Annotated in this window: 11 protein-coding genes, 1 tRNA gene and 2 rRNA genes (1 of these 14 running past the window's edge); 13 read left to right on the top strand and 1 reads right to left on the bottom strand. The window is 67.5% G+C overall.

Annotation, left to right across the window (positions count from 1 at the left end; translation table 11 throughout):
- From OG285_RS07525 to OG285_RS07510, 4 genes are all read left to right on the top strand, one after another.
- Positions 1–2,462, top strand: a 23S ribosomal RNA gene (locus OG285_RS07525) (it extends 661 nt beyond the left edge of the window).
- Between the two features lie 79 nt (positions 2,463–2,541).
- Positions 2,542–2,658: ribosomal RNA gene (gene rrf / locus OG285_RS07520) — 5S ribosomal RNA — on the top strand.
- 96 nt (positions 2,659–2,754) lie between these two features.
- A complete protein-coding gene (locus OG285_RS07515) occupies positions 2,755–3,441 on the top strand; it encodes a DegT/DnrJ/EryC1/StrS family aminotransferase (RefSeq protein ID WP_356829869.1) in 687 nt (228 codons plus the stop codon).
- A 94-nt stretch (positions 3,442–3,535) separates the two neighbouring features.
- Positions 3,536–3,608 (top strand) — tRNA-Thr (locus tag OG285_RS07510).
- A 49-nt stretch (positions 3,609–3,657) separates the two neighbouring features.
- On the opposite strand, the gene OG285_RS07505 is transcribed toward OG285_RS07510, so the two are convergent.
- A complete protein-coding gene (locus OG285_RS07505; protein ID WP_356829871.1) occupies positions 3,658–6,315 on the bottom strand; it encodes a SpoIIE family protein phosphatase in 2,658 nt (885 codons plus the stop codon).
- A gap of 262 nt (positions 6,316–6,577) precedes the next feature.
- Here OG285_RS07505 and OG285_RS07500 point away from each other — a divergent pair, with 262 nt between their 5' ends.
- The 9 genes from OG285_RS07500 to OG285_RS07460 all read left to right on the top strand — a co-directional run bounded on the left by OG285_RS07500 (position 6,578) and on the right by OG285_RS07460 (position 20,746).
- Entirely contained in the window at positions 6,578–12,061 is a 5,484-nt protein-coding gene (locus tag OG285_RS07500; protein ID WP_356829873.1) for a HAMP domain-containing protein, read from the top strand.
- A gap of 244 nt (positions 12,062–12,305) precedes the next feature.
- Entirely contained in the window at positions 12,306–12,986 is a 681-nt protein-coding gene (locus OG285_RS07495) for a response regulator (protein WP_356829875.1), read from the top strand.
- A 144-nt stretch (positions 12,987–13,130) separates the two neighbouring features.
- Positions 13,131–15,923 (top strand): DNA translocase FtsK, encoded by a 2,793-nt coding sequence (locus tag OG285_RS07490; RefSeq protein ID WP_356829877.1) that lies wholly within the window; start codon positions 13,131–13,133, stop codon positions 15,921–15,923.
- Positions 15,924–16,169: 246 nt separating this feature from the next.
- Positions 16,170–16,979: a helix-turn-helix domain-containing protein gene (locus OG285_RS07485; protein WP_356829879.1), complete on the top strand. Its 810-nt coding sequence runs from the start codon at positions 16,170–16,172 to the stop codon at positions 16,977–16,979.
- A gap of 48 nt (positions 16,980–17,027) precedes the next feature.
- Positions 17,028–18,491, top strand: coding sequence for a 30S ribosomal protein S12 methylthiotransferase RimO (gene rimO / locus OG285_RS07480; RefSeq protein ID WP_356829881.1), 1,464 nt, complete (start codon positions 17,028–17,030; stop codon positions 18,489–18,491).
- Entirely contained in the window at positions 18,488–19,144 is a 657-nt protein-coding gene (pgsA, locus tag OG285_RS07475) for a CDP-diacylglycerol--glycerol-3-phosphate 3-phosphatidyltransferase (RefSeq protein ID WP_356829883.1), read from the top strand. Before rimO ends, pgsA begins: the two co-directional genes overlap by 4 nt.
- The gene (locus OG285_RS07470) at positions 19,141–19,656 is read left to right on the top strand and encodes a nicotinamide-nucleotide amidohydrolase family protein (RefSeq protein WP_356829885.1); all 516 of its coding nucleotides are present in this window, start codon (positions 19,141–19,143) and stop codon (positions 19,654–19,656) included. Before pgsA ends, OG285_RS07470 begins: the two co-directional genes overlap by 4 nt.
- Positions 19,657–19,765: 109 nt before the next feature.
- The gene (locus OG285_RS07465) at positions 19,766–20,149 is read left to right on the top strand and encodes a helix-turn-helix domain-containing protein (RefSeq protein WP_164266895.1); all 384 of its coding nucleotides are present in this window, start codon (positions 19,766–19,768) and stop codon (positions 20,147–20,149) included.
- A 126-nt stretch (positions 20,150–20,275) separates the two neighbouring features.
- Positions 20,276–20,746 carry a DNA starvation/stationary phase protection protein gene (locus OG285_RS07460; RefSeq protein ID WP_356829888.1) on the top strand — a complete coding sequence of 157 codons (471 nt, stop codon included), beginning with the start codon at positions 20,276–20,278 and terminating at the stop codon, positions 20,744–20,746.
- The last annotated feature ends 56 nt before the right edge of the window (positions 20,747–20,802 follow it).

The raw sequence follows: 20,802 nt of genomic DNA, 5'->3' as shown, positions 1-20,802 counted from the left end.
CGTGCCTTTTGAAGAATGAGCCTGCGAGTTAGCGGTGTGTAGCGAGGTTAACCCGTGTGGGGAAGCCGTAGCGAAAGCGAGTCCTAATAGGGCGTTTGAGTTGCACGCTCTAGACCCGAAGCGGAGTGATCTAGCCATGGGCAGGTTGAAGCGGCTGTAAGAGGTCGTGGAGGACCGAACCCACCAGGGTTGAAAACCTGGGGGATGACCTGTGGTTAGGGGTGAAAGGCCAATCAAACTCCGTGATAGCTGGTTCTCCCCGAAATGCATTTAGGTGCAGCGTCGTGTGTTTCTTGCCGGAGGTAGAGCACTGGATAGGCGATGGGCCCTACCGGGTTACTGACCTTAGCCAAACTCCGAATGCCGGTAAGTGAGAGCGCGGCAGTGAGACTGTGGGGGATAAGCTCCATGGTCGAGAGGGAAACAGCCCAGAGCATCGACTAAGGCCCCTAAGCGTACGCTAAGTGGAAAAGGATGTGGAGTCGCAGAGACAACCAGGAGGTTGGCTTAGAAGCAGCCATCCTTGAAAGAGTGCGTAATAGCTCACTGGTCAAGTGATTCCGCGCCGACAATGTAGCGGGGCTCAAGCGTACCGCCGAAGTCGTGTCATTCCAGCAATAGGGCCAACGCCTGCTGGGATGGGTAGGGGAGCGTCGTGTGCCGGGTGAAGCAGCCGCGGAAGCGAGTTGTGGACGGTTCACGAGTGAGAATGCAGGCATGAGTAGCGATACACACGTGAGAAACGTGTGCGCCGATTGACTAAGGGTTCCTGGGTCAAGCTGATCTGCCCAGGGTAAGTCGGGACCTAAGGCGAGGCCGACAGGCGTAGTCGATGGACAACCGGTTGATATTCCGGTACCCGCTTTGAAACGCCCAATACTGAATCCTCTGATGCTAAGGCCGTGAAGCCGTCCTGGAGCCTTCGGGCAAAGGGGAGTGGTGGAGCCGCTGAACCAAGGTGGTAGTAGGTAAGCGATGGGGTGACGCAGGAAGGTAGTCCAGCCCGGGCGGTGGTTGTCCCGGGGTAAGGGTGTAGCCCGTTGTCCAGGTAAATCCGGATGACATGGTGGGTGAGACCTGATGCCGAGCCGATTGTGGTGAAGTGGATGATCCTATGCTGTCGAGAAAAGCCTCTAGCGAGTTTCATGGCGGCCCGTACCCTAAACCGACTCAGGTGGTCAGGTAGAGAATACCGAGGCGTTCGGGTGAACTATGGTTAAGGAACTCGGCAAAATGCCCCCGTAACTTCGGGAGAAGGGGGGCCATTTCTGGTGATCCAATTTACTTGGTGAGCTGGGGGTGGCCGCAGAGACCAGCGAGAAGCGACTGTTTACTAAAAACACAGGTCCGTGCGAAGCCGTAAGGCGATGTATACGGACTGACGCCTGCCCGGTGCTGGAACGTTAAGGGGACCGGTTAGTCACATTTCGGTGTGGCGAAGCTGAGAACTTAAGCGCCAGTAAACGGCGGTGGTAACTATAACCATCCTAAGGTAGCGAAATTCCTTGTCGGGTAAGTTCCGACCTGCACGAATGGCGTAACGACTTCTCGACTGTCTCAACCATAGGCCCGGTGAAATTGCACTACGAGTAAAGATGCTCGTTTCGCGCAGAAGGACGGAAAGACCCCGGGACCTTTACTACAGTTTGATATTGGTGTTCGGTTCGGCTTGTGTAGGATAGGTGGGAGACTGTGAAGCGGCCACGCCAGTGGTTGTGGAGTCGTCGTTGAAATACCACTCTGGTCGTGCTGGATGTCTAACCTCGGTCCGTGATCCGGATCAGGGACAGTGTCTGATGGGTAGTTTAACTGGGGCGGTTGCCTCCTAAAGAGTAACGGAGGCGCCCAAAGGTTCCCTCAGCCTGGTTGGCAATCAGGTGTTGAGTGTAAGTGCACAAGGGAGCTTGACTGTGAGACCGACGGGTCGAGCAGGGACGAAAGTCGGGACTAGTGATCCGGCAGTGGCTTGTGGAAGCGCTGTCGCTCAACGGATAAAAGGTACCCCGGGGATAACAGGCTGATCTTCCCCAAGAGTCCATATCGACGGGATGGTTTGGCACCTCGATGTCGGCTCGTCGCATCCTGGGGCTGGAGTCGGTCCCAAGGGTTGGGCTGTTCGCCCATTAAAGCGGTACGCGAGCTGGGTTTAGAACGTCGTGAGACAGTTCGGTCCCTATCCTCTGCGCGCGTAGGAATATTGAGAAGGGCTGTCCCTAGTACGAGAGGACCGGGACGGACGAACCTCTGGTGTGCCAGTTGTCCTGCCAAGGGCATGGCTGGTTGGCTACGTTCGGAAAGGATAACCGCTGAAAGCATCTAAGCGGGAAGCCTGCTTCGAGATGAGTATTCCCTCCCCTTTGAGGGGTTAAGGCTCCCAGTAGACGACTGGGTTGATAGGCCAGATGTGGAAGCCCGGTAACGGGTGGAGCTGACTGGTACTAATAGGCCGAGGGCTTGTCCTCAGTTGCTCGCGTCCACTGTGTTAGTTCTGAAATAACGAACGACCGTGTTGTTATCCGGTGTTGGTTAATTTCATAGTGTTTCGGTGGTCATTGCGTTAGGGAAACGCCCGGTTACATTCCGAACCCGGAAGCTAAGCCTTTCAGCGCCGATGGTACTGCAGGGGGGACCCTGTGGGAGAGTAGGACGCCGCCGAACAATCTTTCAACGTCGGCCCCTGAACTTCGGTTCAGGGGTCGACGTTTTTTTATGCCCTGTCACTTGGTGTTCACGTGCGCCTAGCAGCATGCAGGCATGAGTACCGCGAGGTTCCTGAAGTCCGCAGGCGTCCGGGTCGGCGACGAGGTCGTCGTGCCGGCGTACGGTGATGCCGAAGCGGCAGCGGCCGTGGTCATGGTCGGGGCCAGGCCCGTCTTCGCCGACATAGATCCCGGGAGTTACTGCCTCGACCCGGACGCGGTCGCTGCCGTACTCACCTCACGTACTACCGCCGTGGTGGCGGTGTCCGCCTTCGGGCACCCGCCGGACCTGGCGCGGATCGGTGAACTCGGCCGTATTCATGGGCTGCTGGTCGTGGGACCCGGAGAGCCTCAGGGGGAGATCGTCACCGCCGACGAGGTGGAGCAACGCCGTGCCCACGCCGCCTACCTGGGCGACCGGCTGACCGGCGTACGGACACCGGTGCCGAACGCGGCCCACACGTACCAGCGTTACGTCGTGCGGGTCCCGGGCAACGGGCGGCCCGACCGTGACGCTTTCGCCCAGGCCCTGCGCCGCAGGGGAGTGGGGTGTGAGGTGCCCGTGACGACGCCCGTCCACCGCATGCCTGCCTTCCGCCGCGATGTACGGCTGCCCGAGACCGAGCGGGCAGCCGATGAGACCCTCGCGCTCCCCGTGCACGGTTCACTGCGCCGGCGCGAACTGCAGCGCATGGTCTCCTCCTGCAACGCCCTCGGTGGCTTGCTCCAACCGGCTTTCTGAGCAGTCGGTTTGGACCGGTGCGGGGCGGCGGCGCGTGGCGGGCGTGGTGGCGGGGAGCACTCTCGACTTCGGGTATGATCTATCTCGTTGCTGCGCCCCAATAGCTCAGTCGGTAGAGCGTCTCCATGGTAAGGAGAAGGTCTACGGTTCGATTCCGTATTGGGGCTCTCACACCGAAAGGCCCCCGCCGGTTGGCGGGGGCCTTTCGCGTATCGGCTACTTGGGCGGCTCGGGCACGCGCATGGCCAGGATCGCCATGTCGTCCGATGCGGGTTCGGCGGCGAACCGCTCGACCGCACGCAGGATACGGCCGGCCACCGCGCCCGCCGTCAGGCCGGTGCAGGTGCTGAGCACGTCGGCCAGTCCGTCGTCGCCGAGCATCCGGGTGCCCTCGCGGCGCTCCGTGACGCCGTCCGTGACGCAGAGCAGCACGTCGCCCGGTTCCAGGGTCACGTTCTGCTCGTAGAGCTCCAGGTCCTCCATCACACCGAGGAGCGGCTGAGGCTCCGCCGCGGGCTCCACGGTGCCGTCCTGACGCAGCCGCAGGGGGAGCGGATGCCCGGCGCAGACGACCTTGAGGAGGGCGCTGCCGTCCTCCTGGGGCCACAGCTCGCCGTAGAGGAGAGTGAGGAAGCGGCTGCGGGCGCCCTCGTCGAGGATGGCGGCGTTGAGCCTCTCCAGGACGGCGGGGCCGCCGAAGCCCTCCCGGGCGAGCAGCCGCAGCGCGTGGCGGGCCAGGCCGGTGACGGCGGCCGCCTCCGGGCCCGTACCGCAGACGTCGCCGATGGCGAAGCCGTACGCCCCGTCCCGGATCGGGAAGAGATCGTAGAAGTCGCCGCCGACCTCGTTGCCCTCGCCCGCTGCCCGGTAGATGACCTCCACCTCGACATTGGGCACGTCCGGCAGGCCAGGAGGCAGCAGGCTGCGCTGGAGGGCCTGGCTGATGGCGGTGCGCTCCGAGTACAGGCGGGCGTTGTCGAGCGCGAGTGCCGCACGGCGCGAGAGGTCTTCGGCGAGTTCGAGGATCTCCTGGCGGAAGTGGTCGTCGGACGGCTTGCCGAGCGTGAGCATGCCGATGACCCGGTTCCGGGCGACCAGCGGCAGGACGACGGTCTCGCCGCCGACCGCGGCGGCCGTGGCGAGCGTGGTTCCGATGCCCGAACCGAGCGCCGGGCTCGACCCGAGGCCCAGGCTGCGCATGGACGACGTCAGCGCCGCCTGGTGTGCCGCTTCACCGGGGGCGGCCCAGCTCCGGGCACCCGGGGTCGGGACGGGCTCGGGCGGGCTGATCCGGGAGAGCAGGGCCTTGAGCCCGTCGATGCGGTCCTCGTCCTCGTGCAGGACATAGGAGAGGTACGGCTCCGACGACTGGTCGGCGATCGTGTAGACGGCGCACCAGGCAGCCAGCGTCGGTACGGTCATCTGCGCCATGAGCGCCAGGGTCTGATCGCGGTCCAGGGTGCCCGCCAGCAGGTCGGACGCCTCGACGAGGAAGGAGAGCGAGCCGCGGCGCAGCTTCTCCAGCTCGCCGAGCCGGGCCGACTCGACGGCGAGCGCGATGCGGTCGGCGGCGAACTGGAGGCGCAGGGCCTGCTCGTTGGAGTACCGGCCGGGGGCTTCCGTGGAGACGCCCAGCGAGCCGGTGAGGCGGCCCTCGACCTTGAGCGGGACGGTGACGACTGAGCGCATGCCCGTGCCGTTCAGCAGCGGTACGGCGCCGGGCACGGCCGCCAGGTCTTCGTGGACTGCGGGCATCCGCGCCGATCCGTACCGTCCGGTGCCCGCTTCGACCGGGACCCGGGCGAACCGCTGGCGGGCCGATGGCAGCCCCGTCGTGGCCCGTACTTCCAGCTCCGTCTCGTCGTCCGTCGCGAGCAGCAGGAAGGCCGCGTCGGCGTCGAGCATGTCGCGGGCGCGTTCGACGGTGCGCTGGAGGAGGCCGTCGAGATCGTCGGGTGCGGGGGAGCCGATGAAGACTTCGAACGGGTCGGTGGTGCGGTGGTCGGAGAGGGCGTTCGAGTCGTTCTGCGGGGTGCGCGCCGGCGTCTGGAGGACCGCGCGCTCGAAGTCGTTGACCAGCAGGCAGACGGTGCTCGGTTCGCCCTGTGCGTCCCGCACCCGCAGATGCGCGGCGTACACGGGCACGACCCTGCCGTCGGCGGTACGGATGCCGTAACTGCCCTCCCAGCGGGACAGCTGGAGGGCGTCCGCGATACCGGTGCCGGTGCCCGGGGTGTGCGGCCAGGCCGCGAAGTCGGTGAGCTGCTTGCCGACGACCTCATCGGCGGGATGGCCGAAGAGCTCCGTCGCATCCTCGTTCCAGGCGGAGACGGCGCCGGTCCGGTCGATCTGGATCACTGCCACACGGACCCGTCCGTCCGTCACGGGGAGCAGCTCCGCGGGCAGCAGCGGGCCCGCCGAGCGGGCGCCCACCGGGCGCTGTGGCAGGTCGAGTTGGAACCAGACCTGCTTCTGGGTGGGTGTGTAGTCGACACCCCAGCGGGAGGCGAGCGCCGCGCAGAGCAGCAGTCCGCGGCCGCCCTCCCGGTCCGGGCTGCCGAAGGACTGGCCGCTGCCCTGGAGCGGGACCTCACGCTCCGGATAGTGGTCGGCGACCTCCACCCGTACGCCGTCCTCGGTCCGCAGGCACAGGACATCTGCGTTGGTGCCCGCGTGGACCACCGCGTTGGTGACCAGCTCGCTGGTGAGGACGACCGCGTCGTCGACGACGTCGGAATACCCCCACCCCTGGAGGGTGTCACGCACAAAGGTGCGGGCGGTCGCTACCGACCGTCCGACCGGTTCGAAACTGGCAGCCGCCCGCGCGGTGATCACAGAACTCCTCGTACGCGTCTCGACGCCCGGCTCTGCCATGTCGGCCCGCCCCTCGCTGCCCGGTGGTAGTACTGGTGCCTCCGCCCCCGCCGGGCGGACCGGGACGGTTGGACAGCCGGATGCCAGGTTACTTACCTTCCCGGTCCGTGCGGATGCCGGTTACGGGGTTTCCGCCCCGAGTGGGCGGGGACGGTATGCAAAGCTGCCGAACTGTTATGGCCTGGTCCTGCCATGGTGAAACACTGGGCAAGCTTCTCGGTACAGCCCGGGCAGTACGGCCAACCCCTGCGGGAGGGACACGGTGGAGTCTGGCACGGCGGCGCGTGACAAGAACACGCGCGCAAAAAGCGGACAGTCGCCAAAAAAGCGACACCACGGGACAACTGAAGTGGATACCGCAGCCCTGGGCAGACTTCTGACCGCTCTGGCCGCGATGCGCGACGGGAACTTCCGGCGGCGTCTGACGGTCTCGGGCGACGGCACGATGGCCGAGATCGCGGCCGTCTTCAACGAGGTCGCCGACCGCAATCTCCATCTGACGGGTGAGGTCGCCCGGGTACGCAGGATGGTGGGGCGCGAGGGCAAGCTGACCGAGCGGCTGGAGACCGGGGCCCTGGAGGGCTCCTGGGCCGTCGCGATCGACGCGGCCAACGAGCTGGTGGACGATCTCGCGCGGCCGGTGTCCGAGGTCGGCAGGGTGCTGTCGGCGGTGGCCGAGGGTGATCTGGAACAGCGGATGGACCTGCGGTCGCAGGCCATGGACGGCGTGGAGCGGCCACTGCGCGGCGAGTTCCTGAAGGTCGCCCGCACGGTCAACAACCTGGTTGACCAGTTGTCGGCGTTCACGGACGAGGTGACACGGGTCGCTCTGGAGGTCGGCACCGAGGGCAAGCTCGGCGGCCAAGCCCAGGTGCGGGGTATGTCCGGTTCGTGGAAGGGCCTCACGGATTCGGTGAACACCATGGCGTACCGGCTGACCGCGCAGGTACGTGACATTGCTCTCGTCACGACCGCCGTCGCCCGGGGTGATCTGTCACGCAAGGTCACCGTCCATGTGGCCGGCGAGATGCTCCAGCTCAAGAACACCGTCAACACGATGGTCGACCAGCTGTCCTCGTTCTCCTCCGAGGTGACCCGGGTCGCGCGCGAGGTGGGCACGGAGGGCGAGCTCGGCGGTCAGGCGGCTGTGCCCGGCGTGGCCGGTGTGTGGAAGGACCTCACCGACTCGGTGAACACGATGGCCGGGAACCTGACGTCGCAGGTGCGCGGCATCGCCGAGGTCACCACCGCCGTCGCCAACGGGGATCTCTCGCAGAAGGTCACGGTGAGCGCGCGCGGCGAGGTCGCCCAGCTCGCCGAGACCATCAACCAGATGACCGAGACGCTGCGTACCTTCGCGGACGAGGTGACCCGGGTGGCCAGCGAGGTCGGCGCCGAAGGGCTGCTGGGCGGCCAGGCGCAGGTGCCGGGCGCCGCGGGCACCTGGAAGGATCTCACCGACTCCGTCAACACGGTCTTCCGCAACCTCACGACGCAGGTGCGGGACATCGCCCAGGTGACGACCGCGGTCGCCAACGGTGACATGACGCAGAAGGTCACGGTGAACGTGGCCGGGGAGATGCTGGAGCTGAAGAACACCGTCAACACGATGGTGGACCAGCTGCAGTCCTTCGGTTCCGAGGTGACCCGGGTGGCGCGTGAGGTCGGCGTCGAGGGCCGCCTCGGCGGGCAGGCCGAGGTGCCGGGCGCCGCCGGTACGTGGAAGGACCTCACGGACTCGGTGAACACGGCCTTCCGTAACCTCACCGGGCAGGTCCGGGACATCGCCCAGGTCACGACGGCGGTCGCCAACGGCGACCTGTCCCAGAAGGTCACCGTGGATGTGGCCGGGGAGATGCTGGAGCTGAAGAACACCGTCAACACGATGGTGGCGCAGCTCTCGTCGTTCGCCGACCAGGTGACACGGATGGCGCGGGACGTGGGCACGGAGGGCCGCCTCGGCGGGCAGGCCCGGGTGGACGGTGTCAGCGGTACGTGGAAGGAACTCACCGACTCCGTCAACTTCATGGCGGGCAATCTCACGTCGCAGGTGCGCCAGATCGCCCAGGTGACCACCGCCGTGGCCCGTGGTGACCTGTCGCAGAAGATCGACGTGGATGCCCGCGGCGAGATCCTTGAACTGAAGAACACCATCAACACGATGGTCGACCAGCTCTCCGCCTTCGCCGAGCAGGTGACCAGGGTCGCCCGCGAGGTCGGTACGGACGGCCGGCTCGGCGGTCAGGCGCAGGTGCCCGGGGTGGCCGGGGTATGGCGCGATCTGACCGACTCGGTGAACGGGATGGCGGGCAACCTCACCGCGCAGGTCCGCAACATCGCGCAGGTCGCGACCGCGGTGGCCCGTGGTGACCTGTCGCAGAAGATCGACGTGGACGCCCGCGGCGAGATCCTGGAGCTCAAGAACACCCTGAACACGATGGTCGATCAGCTGTCGTCGTTCGCGGAGCAGGTGACGCGGGTCGCGCGTGAGGTGGGCACCGAGGGGATCCTCGGCGGCCAGGCGGAGGTCCAGGGGGTCTCCGGCACCTGGAAGGACCTCACCCAGTCCGTCAACTTCATGGCGAACAACCTGACCTCACAGGTGCGGAACATCGCCGAGGTGACCACGGCGGTCGCCAAGGGCGATCTCTCGAAGAAGATCACTGTCGACGCCAAGGGCGAGATCCTCGAACTGGTCACGACCGTCAACACCATGGTCGATCAGCTGTCGTCGTTCGCGGAACAGGTGACGCGGGTCGCGCGCGAGGTCGGCACCGAGGGCATCCTCGGCGGCCAGGCCCGGGTGCGCGGGGTCACCGGTATCTGGGAGGACCTCAGCGACAACGTGAACCTGATGGCCAACAACCTGACCAGCCAGGTGCGGAACATCGCCCAGGTCGCCACGGCCGTCGCCAACGGCGATCTCACCAAGAAGGTGACGGTGGAGGCGCGCGGCGAGGTCGCGCAGCTCGCTGACACCGTCAACACCATGGTGACGACCCTGTCGTCCTTCGCGGACGAAGTGACGCGAGTGGCACGTGAGGTGGGCACGGACGGTTCGCTCGGCGGTCAGGCGCGGGTGCCGGGAGTCTCCGGTACGTGGAAGGACCTCACCGAGTCGGTGAACTCGATGGCGTCCAACCTGACCGGGCAGGTGCGCCAGATCGCCACGGTCACCACGGCCATCGCCAAGGGCGACCTGACGAAGAAGATCGACATCGACGCCCAGGGCGAGATCCTGGAGCTGAAGACCACCATCAACACCATGGTCGATCAGCTGTCGAGCTTCGCCGAGCAGGTGACCAGGGTGGCCCGCGAGGTGGGCACCGAGGGCCAGCTGGGCGGGCAGGCACGGGTGCGTGACGTGGACGGCACCTGGCGCGACCTGACCGAGTCGGTGAACGAGATGGCCGGGAACCTGACCCGGCAGGTGCGCGCCATCGCGGCCGTGGCCACCGCGGTGACCCGCGGTGATCTCAATCTCAAGATCGATGTGGACGCCGCCGGCGAGATCCAGGCGCTCCAGGACAACATCAACACGATGATCGCCAATCTGCGTGACACCACGGTCGCCAACAAGGAGCAGGACTGGCTGAAGGGCAACCTGGCCCGGATCTCCGGCCTGATGCAGGGGCGCCGGGAACTGGTGGACGTGGCCTCGCTCATCATGAGCGAGCTCACGCCGGTGGTCTCGGCTCAGCACGGCGCGTTCTTCCTGGCGGTGCCGACCGGGTCGGCCGCGGAGAGCGGTGCGGGGGCCGAGAACGCGTACGAACTGCGGATGCACGGCAGTTACGGCTACTCGGCGGGCTCCATGCCGACGACGTTCCGGCCGGGGGAGACGCTCATCGGCACGGCCGCCGAGGAGAAGCGCACGATTCTGGTGGAGAACGTGCCGCCGGGGTACCTGAAGATCTCGTCCGGGCTCGGCGAGGCGCCGCCCGCCCACGTGATCGTGCTGCCGGTGCTCTTCGACGGGAATGTCCTCGGGGTGATCGAGCTGGCCTCCTTCCAGCCCTTCACGCACATCCAGAAGGACTTCCTCAACCAGATCGCGGAAATGATCGCGACGAGCGTCAACACCATCAGCGTCAATTCGAAGACCGAGGTGCTGCTCAAGCAGTCGCAGGAGCTGACCGAGCAGCTGCGGGAGCGTTCGGCGGAACTGGAGAACCGGCAGAAGGCACTTCAGGCGTCCAATGCCGAACTGGAGGAGAAGGCCGAGCTGCTGGCCCAGCAGAACCGCGATATCGAGGTGAAGAACACCGAGATCGAGGAGGCCAGGCAGGTGCTGGAGGAGCGTGCCGAGCAGCTCGCCGTCTCGATGCGCTACAAGTCCGAATTCCTGGCCAACATGTCGCATGAGCTGCGCACACCGCTCAACTCGCTGCTGATTCTCGCCAAGCTGCTCGCCGACAATGCCGAAGGGAATCTCTCCCCGAAGCAGGTGGAGTTCGCCGAGACCATTCACGGTGCGGGTTCGGATCTGCTCCAGCTGATCAACGACATCCTGGATCTGTCCAAGGTCGAGGCGGGCAAGATGGACGTCAGCCCGACCCGGATCGCGCTGGTCCAGCTCGTCGACTACGTCGAGGCCACCTTCCGTCCGCTCACGGCCGAGAAGGGTCTGGACTTCTCCGTACGGGTCTCGCCCGAACTGCCAGCGACGCTGCACACGGACGAGCAGCGGCTGTTGCAGGTGCTGCGGAACCTCCTCTCCAACGCGGTGAAGTTCACCGACACCGGGGCCGTCGAGCTGGTCATCAGGCCCGCCAACGCCAATGTGCCGAACGCCATCCGCGAGCAGCTGCTCGAAGCGGGCTCGCTGCGCGACGCCGACGCGGATCTGATCGCCTTCTCGGTCACCGACACGGGGATCGGTATCGCGGCGAGCAAGATGCGGGTGATCTTCGAGGCCTTCAAGCAGGCGGACGGGACCACCAGCCGCAAGTACGGCGGTACGGGGCTCGGCCTGTCCATCAGCCGGGAGATCGCGCGGCTGCTCGGCGGTGAGATCCACGCGGCGAGCGAGCCGGGACGCGGTTCGACGTTCACGCTGTATCTGCCGCTGTACGCCAGTGAGCTGCCTCCCCAGGGGTATCCGCAGCTCAGTCCCGGCGGCCTGGAGCGGCTGCCCGGCGGGAACGGGGACGGGGGGCGGCCCGAGACGGGCCAGGCACCCGGCATGGCGGCCACGGACGGCCAGGGCGGGCCCGCGGAACTGTTCCGCCGGCGGCGCAGGTCGCTGGGGCCGGCCGGCGGTCAGCCGGCTCTGCCCGCCAGTTCAGGTGTGACAGCCGCGACCGCGGAGCCCGAGTCGTGGGCGGAGGAGACCGAGGAAGCGGCGAAGCCGCGCCGGGTCTTCCAGTTCAACGCCGAGAAGGTGCTGATCGTCGACGACGACATCCGCAACGTCTTCGCGCTCACCAGCGTCCTCGAACAGCACGGACTCTCGGTGCTGTACGCGGAGAACGGGCGCGAGGGCATCGAAGTCCTTGAGCAGCACGACGATGTGACGCTCGTTCTGATGGACATCATGATGCCGGAGATGGACGGGTATGCGACGACGACGGCCATCCGCAGGATGCCGCAGTTCGCCGGGCTGCCGATCATCGCGCTCACCGCGAAGGCGATGAAGGGCGACCGGGAGAAGGCGATCGAATCCGGCGCTTCCGACTATGTCACCAAGCCTGTGGATCCTGATCATTTGCTCACAGTAATGGAGCAATGGATGCGCGGTGAGTGATCGATTGATGAGTGAATCTCTATGAGTTGCTGACTGACTGTGGTCGAAGGCGTGTGAGGCGGACGTATTCGGGGAACCTTCTGGTCCCCCGGCGCGTTTCTGCTACATGTGCCGTGACATCGCGGTGACAGGGTGTGGCGACAGGCGGGGTGCGGTTACCATGACCGGCACAAGGACGGACGGCGTTACGGAGCTGTCCCCTGGGGCGGCGCCCGGTGCACTGCCGGGACGAGGAGGACGGGCCATGGTGCAGAAGGCCAAGATCCTCCTGGTCGATGACCGGCCGGAGAATCTGCTGGCGCTGGAGGCCATTCTCTCCGCGCTCGATCAGACACTGGTGCGGGCATCGTCCGGGGAGGAAGCGCTGAAAGCGCTGCTGACGGATGATTTCGCAGTGATTCTGCTGGACGTCCAGATGCCGGGCATGGACGGTTTCGAGACAGCCGCGCACATCAAGCGGCGGGAGCGGACCCGGGACATCCCGATCATCTTCCTCACCGCGATCAACCACGGGCCGCACCACACCTTCCGGGGCTACGCCGCGGGGGCTGTGGACTACATCTCGAAGCCCTTCGACCCGTGGGTGCTGCGCGCGAAGGTGTCGGTCTTCGTCGAGCTCTACATGAAGAACTGCCAACTGCGTGAGCAGGCGGCGCTGCTGCGCCTCCAGCTCGACGGCAGCGCTCCCGCGGCCGGTGACACCAAGGAGCCCGCCGGGCTGCTGGCCGAACTGTCCGCCCGCCTCGCGGCAGTTGAGGAGCAGGCCGAGGCGCTCTCCAAGCAGCTCGACGAGGAGTCGGCGGACGCGGCCGCGGTTGCCACGGCGGCTCATCTGGAGCGCAAACTCACCGGTCTCCGCAGGGCTCTGGACGCGCTGGAGCCGGGCACCGGCGGCCCGACCGCGGCGGTCCCGTCGCAGAATTGACGGCCTGTCGGGTAGCCGCGCCCGCTGAGGACGTGTCACCGCACGTCACCGCGCGTCAAGAAGGCGTGATCACTCCGGCGACACGAACGGGTGAAGCGGTCAGCACACGTGTCCGGCGCCGCGGACACAGGTAACCTCGGCTCCATGGCCTCACGTACGTCCGGCAAGGGTTCCCCAGGCGCGGCGGGCACCGCCAAGCCGCGTGCCGGCCGTACCGGCCCAGTCAAGAAGGCAGCTCCGGCGAAGAAGGCCGCTGCGAAGAAGACCGCCCCCGCGAAGCGGGCGCCCGCCAAGAAGGCGGCAGCGAAGCCCGCGCCGAGACCGGCGCCGTCCCCCACCGGGGGCGTGTACCGGCTCGTACGGGCCGTCTGGCTCGGCGCCGCCCACGGCGTCGGGGCGATGTTCCGCGGCATAGGCCGCGGCGCGAAGGGCCTCGACCCGGCCCACCGCAAGGACGGGGTGGCCCTGCTGCTGCTCGGCCTGGCGCTCGTCATCGCGGCAGGCACCTGGTCGAATCTGCACGGCCCGGTCGGCGATCTCGTCGAAATGCTGATCACCGGCGCCTTCGGCCGGCTCGATCTGCTGGTCCCGATACTGCTGGGAGCCATCGCCGTACGGCTGATCCTCCACCCGGAGAAGCCGGAGGCGAACGGCCGGATCGTCATCGGGCTGTCCGCGCTGGTCCTCGGAGTGCTCGGCCAGGTCCACATCGCCTGCGGTTCTCCCGGGCGCGGGGACGGGACATCGGCCATGCAGGACGCCGGCGGCCTGATCGGCTGGGCCGCGTCCAAGCCGCTGGTCTTCCTGATGGGCGACGTCCTCGCCGTACCGCTGCTCCTGCTGCTGACCGTCTTCGGGCTGCTGGTCGTCACGGCCACCCCCGTCACCGCCATCCCGCACCGGCTGAGGGCACTCGGGGCCCGGCTGGGCATCGTCGAACCCGAGCCCGCCGCTCGCCACCTGGACGAGCCGGACGACGAGCGGTACGAGGAGCAGTGGCGCGAGTCGCTGCCCGCGGGCCGCCGTCCGGCCGCACCGCGCGGTGCCACCCCCGAGCTCTACGACGCCGAAGCGGCCGAGGAGCAGGCGCTCACCAAGCGCCGCAGCAAGCCGCGCAGGCCCTCCGTGCAGCCCGCACCCGGCCGGCCGATGGACGCGGTGGACGTCGCGGCCGCCGCCGCTGCCGCACTGGACGGGGCCGTGCTGAACGGGCTGCCGCCCTCCCCGCTCGTCGCGGACCTGACCCAGGGTGTGGCCGTCGAGCGCCCCGAGGCCACCCCGTCGGGCGCTCCGGCCGCGGCGCCCGTGCCGTCCGCCCGGGAGTCGGCGAAAGCCGGGAAGCCCGAAGGCGCGGGCGCCGCCGCGGCGGATGCGTCCGTGCCCGACCTGACGAAGAAGTCCCCGAAGCCGCCCGAGTCGCAGCCGCTGCCCTCCCGCGCCGAACAGCTCCAGCTCGCCGGCGACATCACCTACTCGCTGCCGTCACTGGACCTGCTGGTGCGCGGCGGTCCCGGCAAGACCCGCAGCGCCGCGAACGACGCGGTCGTCGCCTCGCTGTCGAACGTCTTCAAGGAGTTCAAGGTCGACGCGGCCGTCACCGGCTTCACCCGCGGCCCGACCGTCACCCGCTACGAGGTGGAGCTGGGGCCGGCCGTCAAGGTCGAGCGGATCACCGCGCTCACCAAGAACATCGCCTACGCGGTGGCCAGCCCGGACGTGCGGATCATCTCCCCGATCCCGGGAAAGTCCGCGGTCGGCATCGAGATCCCGAACACCGACCGCGAGATGGTCAACCTCGGCGACGTGCTGCGCCTCGCGGACGCGGCGGAGGACGACCACCCGATGCTGGTGGCGCTCGGCAAGGACGTCGAGGGCGGCTATGTGATGGCCAACCTGGCGAAGATGCCGCACGTCCTGGTCGCGGGCGCGACCGGCTCCGGAAAGTCCTCCTGCATCAACTGCCTGATCACCTCGGTGATGGTGCGGGCGACACCCGAGGACGTACGGATGGTGCTGGTCGACCCCAAGCGGGTCGAGCTGACCGCGTACGAGGGCATCCCGCACCTGATCACCCCGATCATCACCAACCCCAAACGCGCCGCCGAGGCGCTCCAGTGGGTCGTCCGGGAGATGGACCTGCGGTACGACGACCTCGCGGCGTACGGCTACCGCCACATCGACGACTTCAACCAGGCCGTGCGCAGCGGCAAGGCCAAGGCGCCCGAGGGCAGCGAGCGCGAGCTCACCCCGTATCCGTATCTGCTGGTCATCGTCGACGAGCTCGCCGACCTGATGATGGTCGCGCCGCGTGACGTCGAGGACTCCATCGTCCGGATCACCCAGCTGGCCCGCGCCGCGGGCATCCACCTGGTGCTGGCCACCCAGCGGCCGTCGGTCGACGTCGTCACCGGTCTGATCAAGGCCAACGTGCCCTCGCGCCTCGCCTTCGCCACGTCCTCGCTCGCCGACAGCCGGGTCATCCTCGACCAGCCGGGCGCGGAGAAGCTGATCGGCAAGGGTGACGGACTCTTCCTCCCGATGGGGGCGAACAAACCGACCCGTATGCAGGGCGCCTTCGTCACCGAGGAAGAGGTCGGTGAGATCGTCCAGCACTGCAAGGACCAGATGGCCCCGGTCTTCCGCGAGGACGTGGTGGTCGGGACGGCCAAGAAGAAGGAGATCGACGGAGACATCGGCGACGACCTCGATCTGCTGTGCCAGGCCGCCGAACTGGTTGTCTCCACACAGTTCGGCTCGACGTCGATGCTCCAGCGCAAGCTGCGTGTCGGGTTCGCGAAGGCGGGCCGGCTGATGGACCTGATGGAGTCGCGGAACATCGTCGGGCCCAGCGAGGGCTCGAAGGCCCGCGATGTGCTGGTGAAACCGGATGAACTGGACGGCGTCATCGCGGTCATCCGCGGCGAGACCGAGCCGTAGCCGGTCGGAGGGCAACCGTTTCCTCCGGCCGTACGTCAAGTTGGACAAGAACCAGGAATCACGAACACAGGACAGGTAAAGGTCCGGGGATGTCCCGCAGTCGGGTTGTCTCCGGGTCCGCCCGGCGGGTCGTCCGTGATTCGCCGACCTGATGGCGTACAAAGTGCGCGCTCAGGTTGCCCCACCCTTTCACCACCCCCCTAGACTGAACATGCAGCAGGTGGCTCACGCTCGAAAGGCGCCCCCGTGTCCATCGGCAACTCCCCCGAAGACGACCGGCCTTCGATCGGTCGCACCCTCCACCAGGCCCGCATCACCGCAGGTCTGACGGTTGAGGAAGTCAGCTCGGCGACACGGGTGCGCGTCCCCATCGTGCACGCGATCGAGCAGGACGACTTCTCCCGCTGCGGCGGCGATGTGTACGCCCGCGGTCACATCCGCACGCTGGCGCGCGCCGTCGCCGTCGACCCGGCGGCCCTGGTCGACCAGTACGACGCCGAGCACGGCGGCCGGCCCGAGCCCACCCCGGTCGCGCCGCTCTTCGACGCGGAACGGATCAAGCCGGAGCGCCGCCGTCCGAACTGGACGGCTGCCATGGTCGCGGCGATCGTCGTCGTGGTCGGCTTCGTCGGGTTCACCATGTTCAGCGGCGGCAGCGGCGACAAGGGCGGCAAGCAGGTCGCCGAAGGCCCCACGACCGCCACGAAGGCGCCCAGCGCCAAGCCCAGCAAGCCGGCCGACCCGAAGCCCAGCACCCCCGCCGCATCGGACAGCGCCATCGCGGCCGTGCCGAAGGACAAGGTGACGGTGAAGCTGTCCGCGGTCGACGACAAGAGCTGGATCTCCGCGAAGGCGCACAACGGAAAGCTGCTCTTCGACGGTGTGCTGGCCAAGGGCGAGTCCAAGACCTTCACGGACGCACAGCAGGTCGATCTGATCCTCGGGAACGCCGGAGCGATCCAGCTCTTCGTGAACGGCAAGGACGTCCACAACGACTTCCAGACCGGCCAGGTGGAGCGTCTCTCGTACACCAAGGGCGACCCCGAGGCGGGCTGATCACCCTCGCGCGACGGGTGTGGGCCGGGACAAAGTAGTCTTGAGCCCATGCCCGAACGCCGTACCGTCGCCCTTGTCACTCTTGGCTGCGCCCGTAACGAGGTGGACTCGGAGGAGCTCGCAGGCCGCTTGGCAGCGGACGGCTGGGACCTCGTCGAGGACGCCGCCGCTGCGGACGTGGCCGTCGTCAACACCTGTGGATTCGTCGAAGCCGCCAAGAAGGACTCCGTCGACGCCCTGCTCGAAGCCAACGATCTCAAGGAGCACGGCAGGACGCAGGCCGTCGTCGCCGTCGGCTGCATGGCCGAGCGGTACGGCAAGGATCTTGCCGAAGCGCTGCCCGAGGCCGACGGGATCCTCGGATTCGACGACTACGCCGACATCTCCGACCGCCTCCAGACCATCCTGAACGGCGGGATCCACGCCTCGCACACCCCGCGCGACCGCCGGAAGCTGCTGCCGATCAGCCCGGCCGAGCGCCAGGACACCGCCGGGGTGTCGCTTCCCGGCCATGCGCAGGACACTCCGCCCGAAGACCTTCCCGAGGGCGTCGCCCCGGTCTCCGGGCCGCGGGCTCCGCTGCGCCGCAGACTGGGCAACAGCCCCGTGGCCTCCGTGAAGCTGGCCTCCGGCTGCGACCGGCGGTGCTCCTTCTGCGCCATCCCGTCCTTCCGGGGCTCCTTCATCTCGCGGCGTCCTTCCGACGTGCTCGGGGAGACGCGCTGGCTGGCCGGCCAGGGGGTCAAGGAGGTCATGCTGGTCTCCGAGAACAACACCTCGTACGGCAAGGACCTCGGCGACATCCGGCTCCTGGAGACGCTGCTGCCCGAGCTCGCCGAGGTCGAGGGCATCGAGCGGATCCGGGTCAGCTATCTGCAGCCCGCCGAGATGCGGCCCGGGCTCATCGACGTCCTGACGTCGACGCCGAAGGTCGCCCCGTACTTCGATCTCTCCTTCCAGCACTCGGCGCCCGGCGTGCTCCGCGCGATGCGCCGCTTCGGGGACACCGACCGCTTCCTGGAACTGCTCGGCACGATCCGGAGCAAGGCGCCGCAGGCCGGCGCGCGCTCCAACTTCATCGTGGGCTTCCCCGGTGAGAGCGAGAGCGATCTGGCCGAGCTGGAGCGTTTCCTCACCGGCGCGCGGCTCGACGCCATCGGGGTCTTCGGGTACTCCGACGAGGACGGCACCGAGGCGGTCGGCTACGAGAACAAGCTGGACGCCGAGGTCATCGCCGAACGGCTCGAACACATCTCGCGGCTCGCCGAGGAGCTGACCGCGCAGCGGGCCGAGGAGCGCCTGGGAGAGACCCTCTCGGTGCTCGTGGAGTCCGTGGACGGCGAGGACGGCGCGGTGGGCCGGGCGGCGCACCAGGCGCCCGAGACGGACGGGCAGGTGGTCTTCACGGCAAGCGAGGGCCTGGTCCCCGGCCGTATGGTCGTGGCGAAGGTGGTCGGGACCGAAGGTGTCGACCTGGTGGCCGAATGTCTTGGTGAGGAGGCAGCCAGATGACCGGAGTCCCGGCATCCGCTACGGGCGGTACCGGTGCCAAGCCGGCGCCCGCCGGAAAGCTGGGCGCTGCGGTGGTCAATCAGGCCAGCCTCTGGAACGTCGCGAATCTGCTGACCATGGTGCGGCTCGTCCTCGTGCCGGGCTTCGTCCTGCTGCTGCTCCACGACGGTGGCTACGACCCGGTCTGGCGGGCCTGGGCCTGGGCCGCCTTCGCCGTCGCGATGATCACTGATGTCTTCGACGGCCATCTGGCGCGGACGTACAACCTGGTCACCGACTTCGGGAAGATCGCCGACCCCATCGCCGACAAGGCGATCATGGGGGCGGCGCTGATCTGCCTCTCGTACCTCGGTGACCTGCCCTGGTGGGTGACGGGCGTGATCCTCTTCCGGGAGCTCGGGATCACCCTGATGCGGTTCTGGGTGATCAGGCACGCAGTCATCCCCGCCAGCCGCGGCGGCAAGATCAAGACACTCGCGCAGGGCACGGCCGTCGGGATGTACGTCCTCGCCCTGACCGGGCCGCTGGCGACCATGCGGTTCTGGGTGATGGCGGTCGCCGTGGTGCTGACCGTGGTGACCGGGCTCGACTACGTACAGCAGGCCGTGACCGCGCGCCGCAAGGGGCTCGCCGCCGAGCGGGCCGCCCGGTGAGTTCGGCGGCCGCGGCCCGGGTACTGGACCTGCTGGCGGAACGGGGGGAGACCCTCGCCGTCGCCGAGTCGCTGACCGGCGGTCTGCTGGCCGCCGAGCTCACTTCCGTCCCGGGTGCCTCCCGGGTCTTCCGCGGGTCCGTCACGGCGTACGCGACGGCCCTCAAGCAGGATGTCCTCGGCGTCGACGGGGCTCTGCTGGCCGAGCGCGGTGCGGTGGATCCCGGGGTCGCCCGGCAGATGGCGGCCGGGGTGCGGCGGGTGCTCGGCGCGGACTGGGGGATGGCCACCACCGGGGTCGCCGGTCCTGACATGCAGGACGGGCAGCCCGTCGGGACGGTGTACGTCGCTGTTTCCGGACCGGGAGGGGCGGAGAATATGGCCCCATTGCGGTTGAACGGAGACCGGGCGGAAATCCGTAGAGAGAGCGTGCTGGGCGTTCTCGGACTGCTCTGCGATGAACTTCGCGCGAATGCGCGGACACAGGATACGGAAGAGAACGGGGGGAATTGATGTTTGCAGCCCTGAGTGAACACGACATCGCTCCCCGCACGGCCGCGGCGCAAGGCGGTACGGTGGGGCGTGAAGGATGCGGCTACGCGGTCCGAGGAGGGAGCCACCGATGATTCTGCTCCGTCGCCTGTTGGGAGACGTGCTGCGTCGGCAGCGCCAGCGCCAGGGCCGTACTCTGCGCGAAGTCTCCTCGTCCGCCCGAGTCTCTCTCGGTTATCTGTCCGAGGTGGAGCGGGGGCAGAAGGAGGCATCCTCCGAGCTGCTCTCCGCGATCTGCGACGCGCTTGACGTACGGATGTCCGAGCTCATGCGGGAAGTGAGTGACGAACTGTCGCTCGCGGAGCTGGCCGAGTCGGCAGCGTCGACTGAGCCCGTGCCTGTGCCGGTACGCTCGATGCTCAATTCCGTATCCGTGACGTCGGTCACGGGTGTTCCTACCGAGCGGGTGACGATCAAGGCGCCCGCCGAGGCCGTGAATGTAGTAGCGGCCTAGTACGAGCTTCCCGGCTCCGGCTGGTCCTCAGGGACCGGTCGGGGCCGCTTTTCTGTCTCGGGTGTCCGGTTTACGGATATTTGTGCCATGGTGGTGAAAACGTACGAACATATTGGGAGGCCTCGCATGTCTGGCGTGAAGAGTTCTCTGCCCGAAGCCGATCTGAAAGTGGTCGGAGACGCGCTCCAGGGTGCGCTCGCGGACCTGGTGGACCTGTCGCTGGTCGCCAAGCAGGTCCACTGGAATGTGGTGGGACCTCGCTTCCGCTCGATCCATCTCCAGCTCGACGAGGTGGTCGACACCGCCAGGCAGTACACGGACACGGTGGCCGAGCGGGCCTCCGCGATCGGTGTGACACCGGACGGCCGGGCCTCGACGGTGTCCAAGACGAGCGCCATCCGGGAGGTCCCCGAGGGCCGGATCAACGACGCGGACGCCGTACGGACGCTGGTGGCCGCGCTCGGGGCCGTCATTGCCCGGATGCGAGAGCGCATCGCCGCCACCGACGACCCCGACCCGGTGACACAGGACCTGCTCATCGGAGTCACCGCGGCCCTGGAGAAGCACGCCTGGATGTACCAGGCGGAGAACGCGTAACGGTGCGTATACGTGCCGGGCGGGCACTTCGTGCGCTCTCCCGCCGGGTGATGGGC

Origin of the sequence: Streptomyces sp. NBC_01471, from assembly GCF_041438865.1 — a bacterium.
Lineage (GTDB): Bacteria > Actinomycetota > Actinomycetes > Streptomycetales > Streptomycetaceae > Streptomyces.
This window is presented reverse-complemented; position numbering and strand designations above follow the sequence as displayed.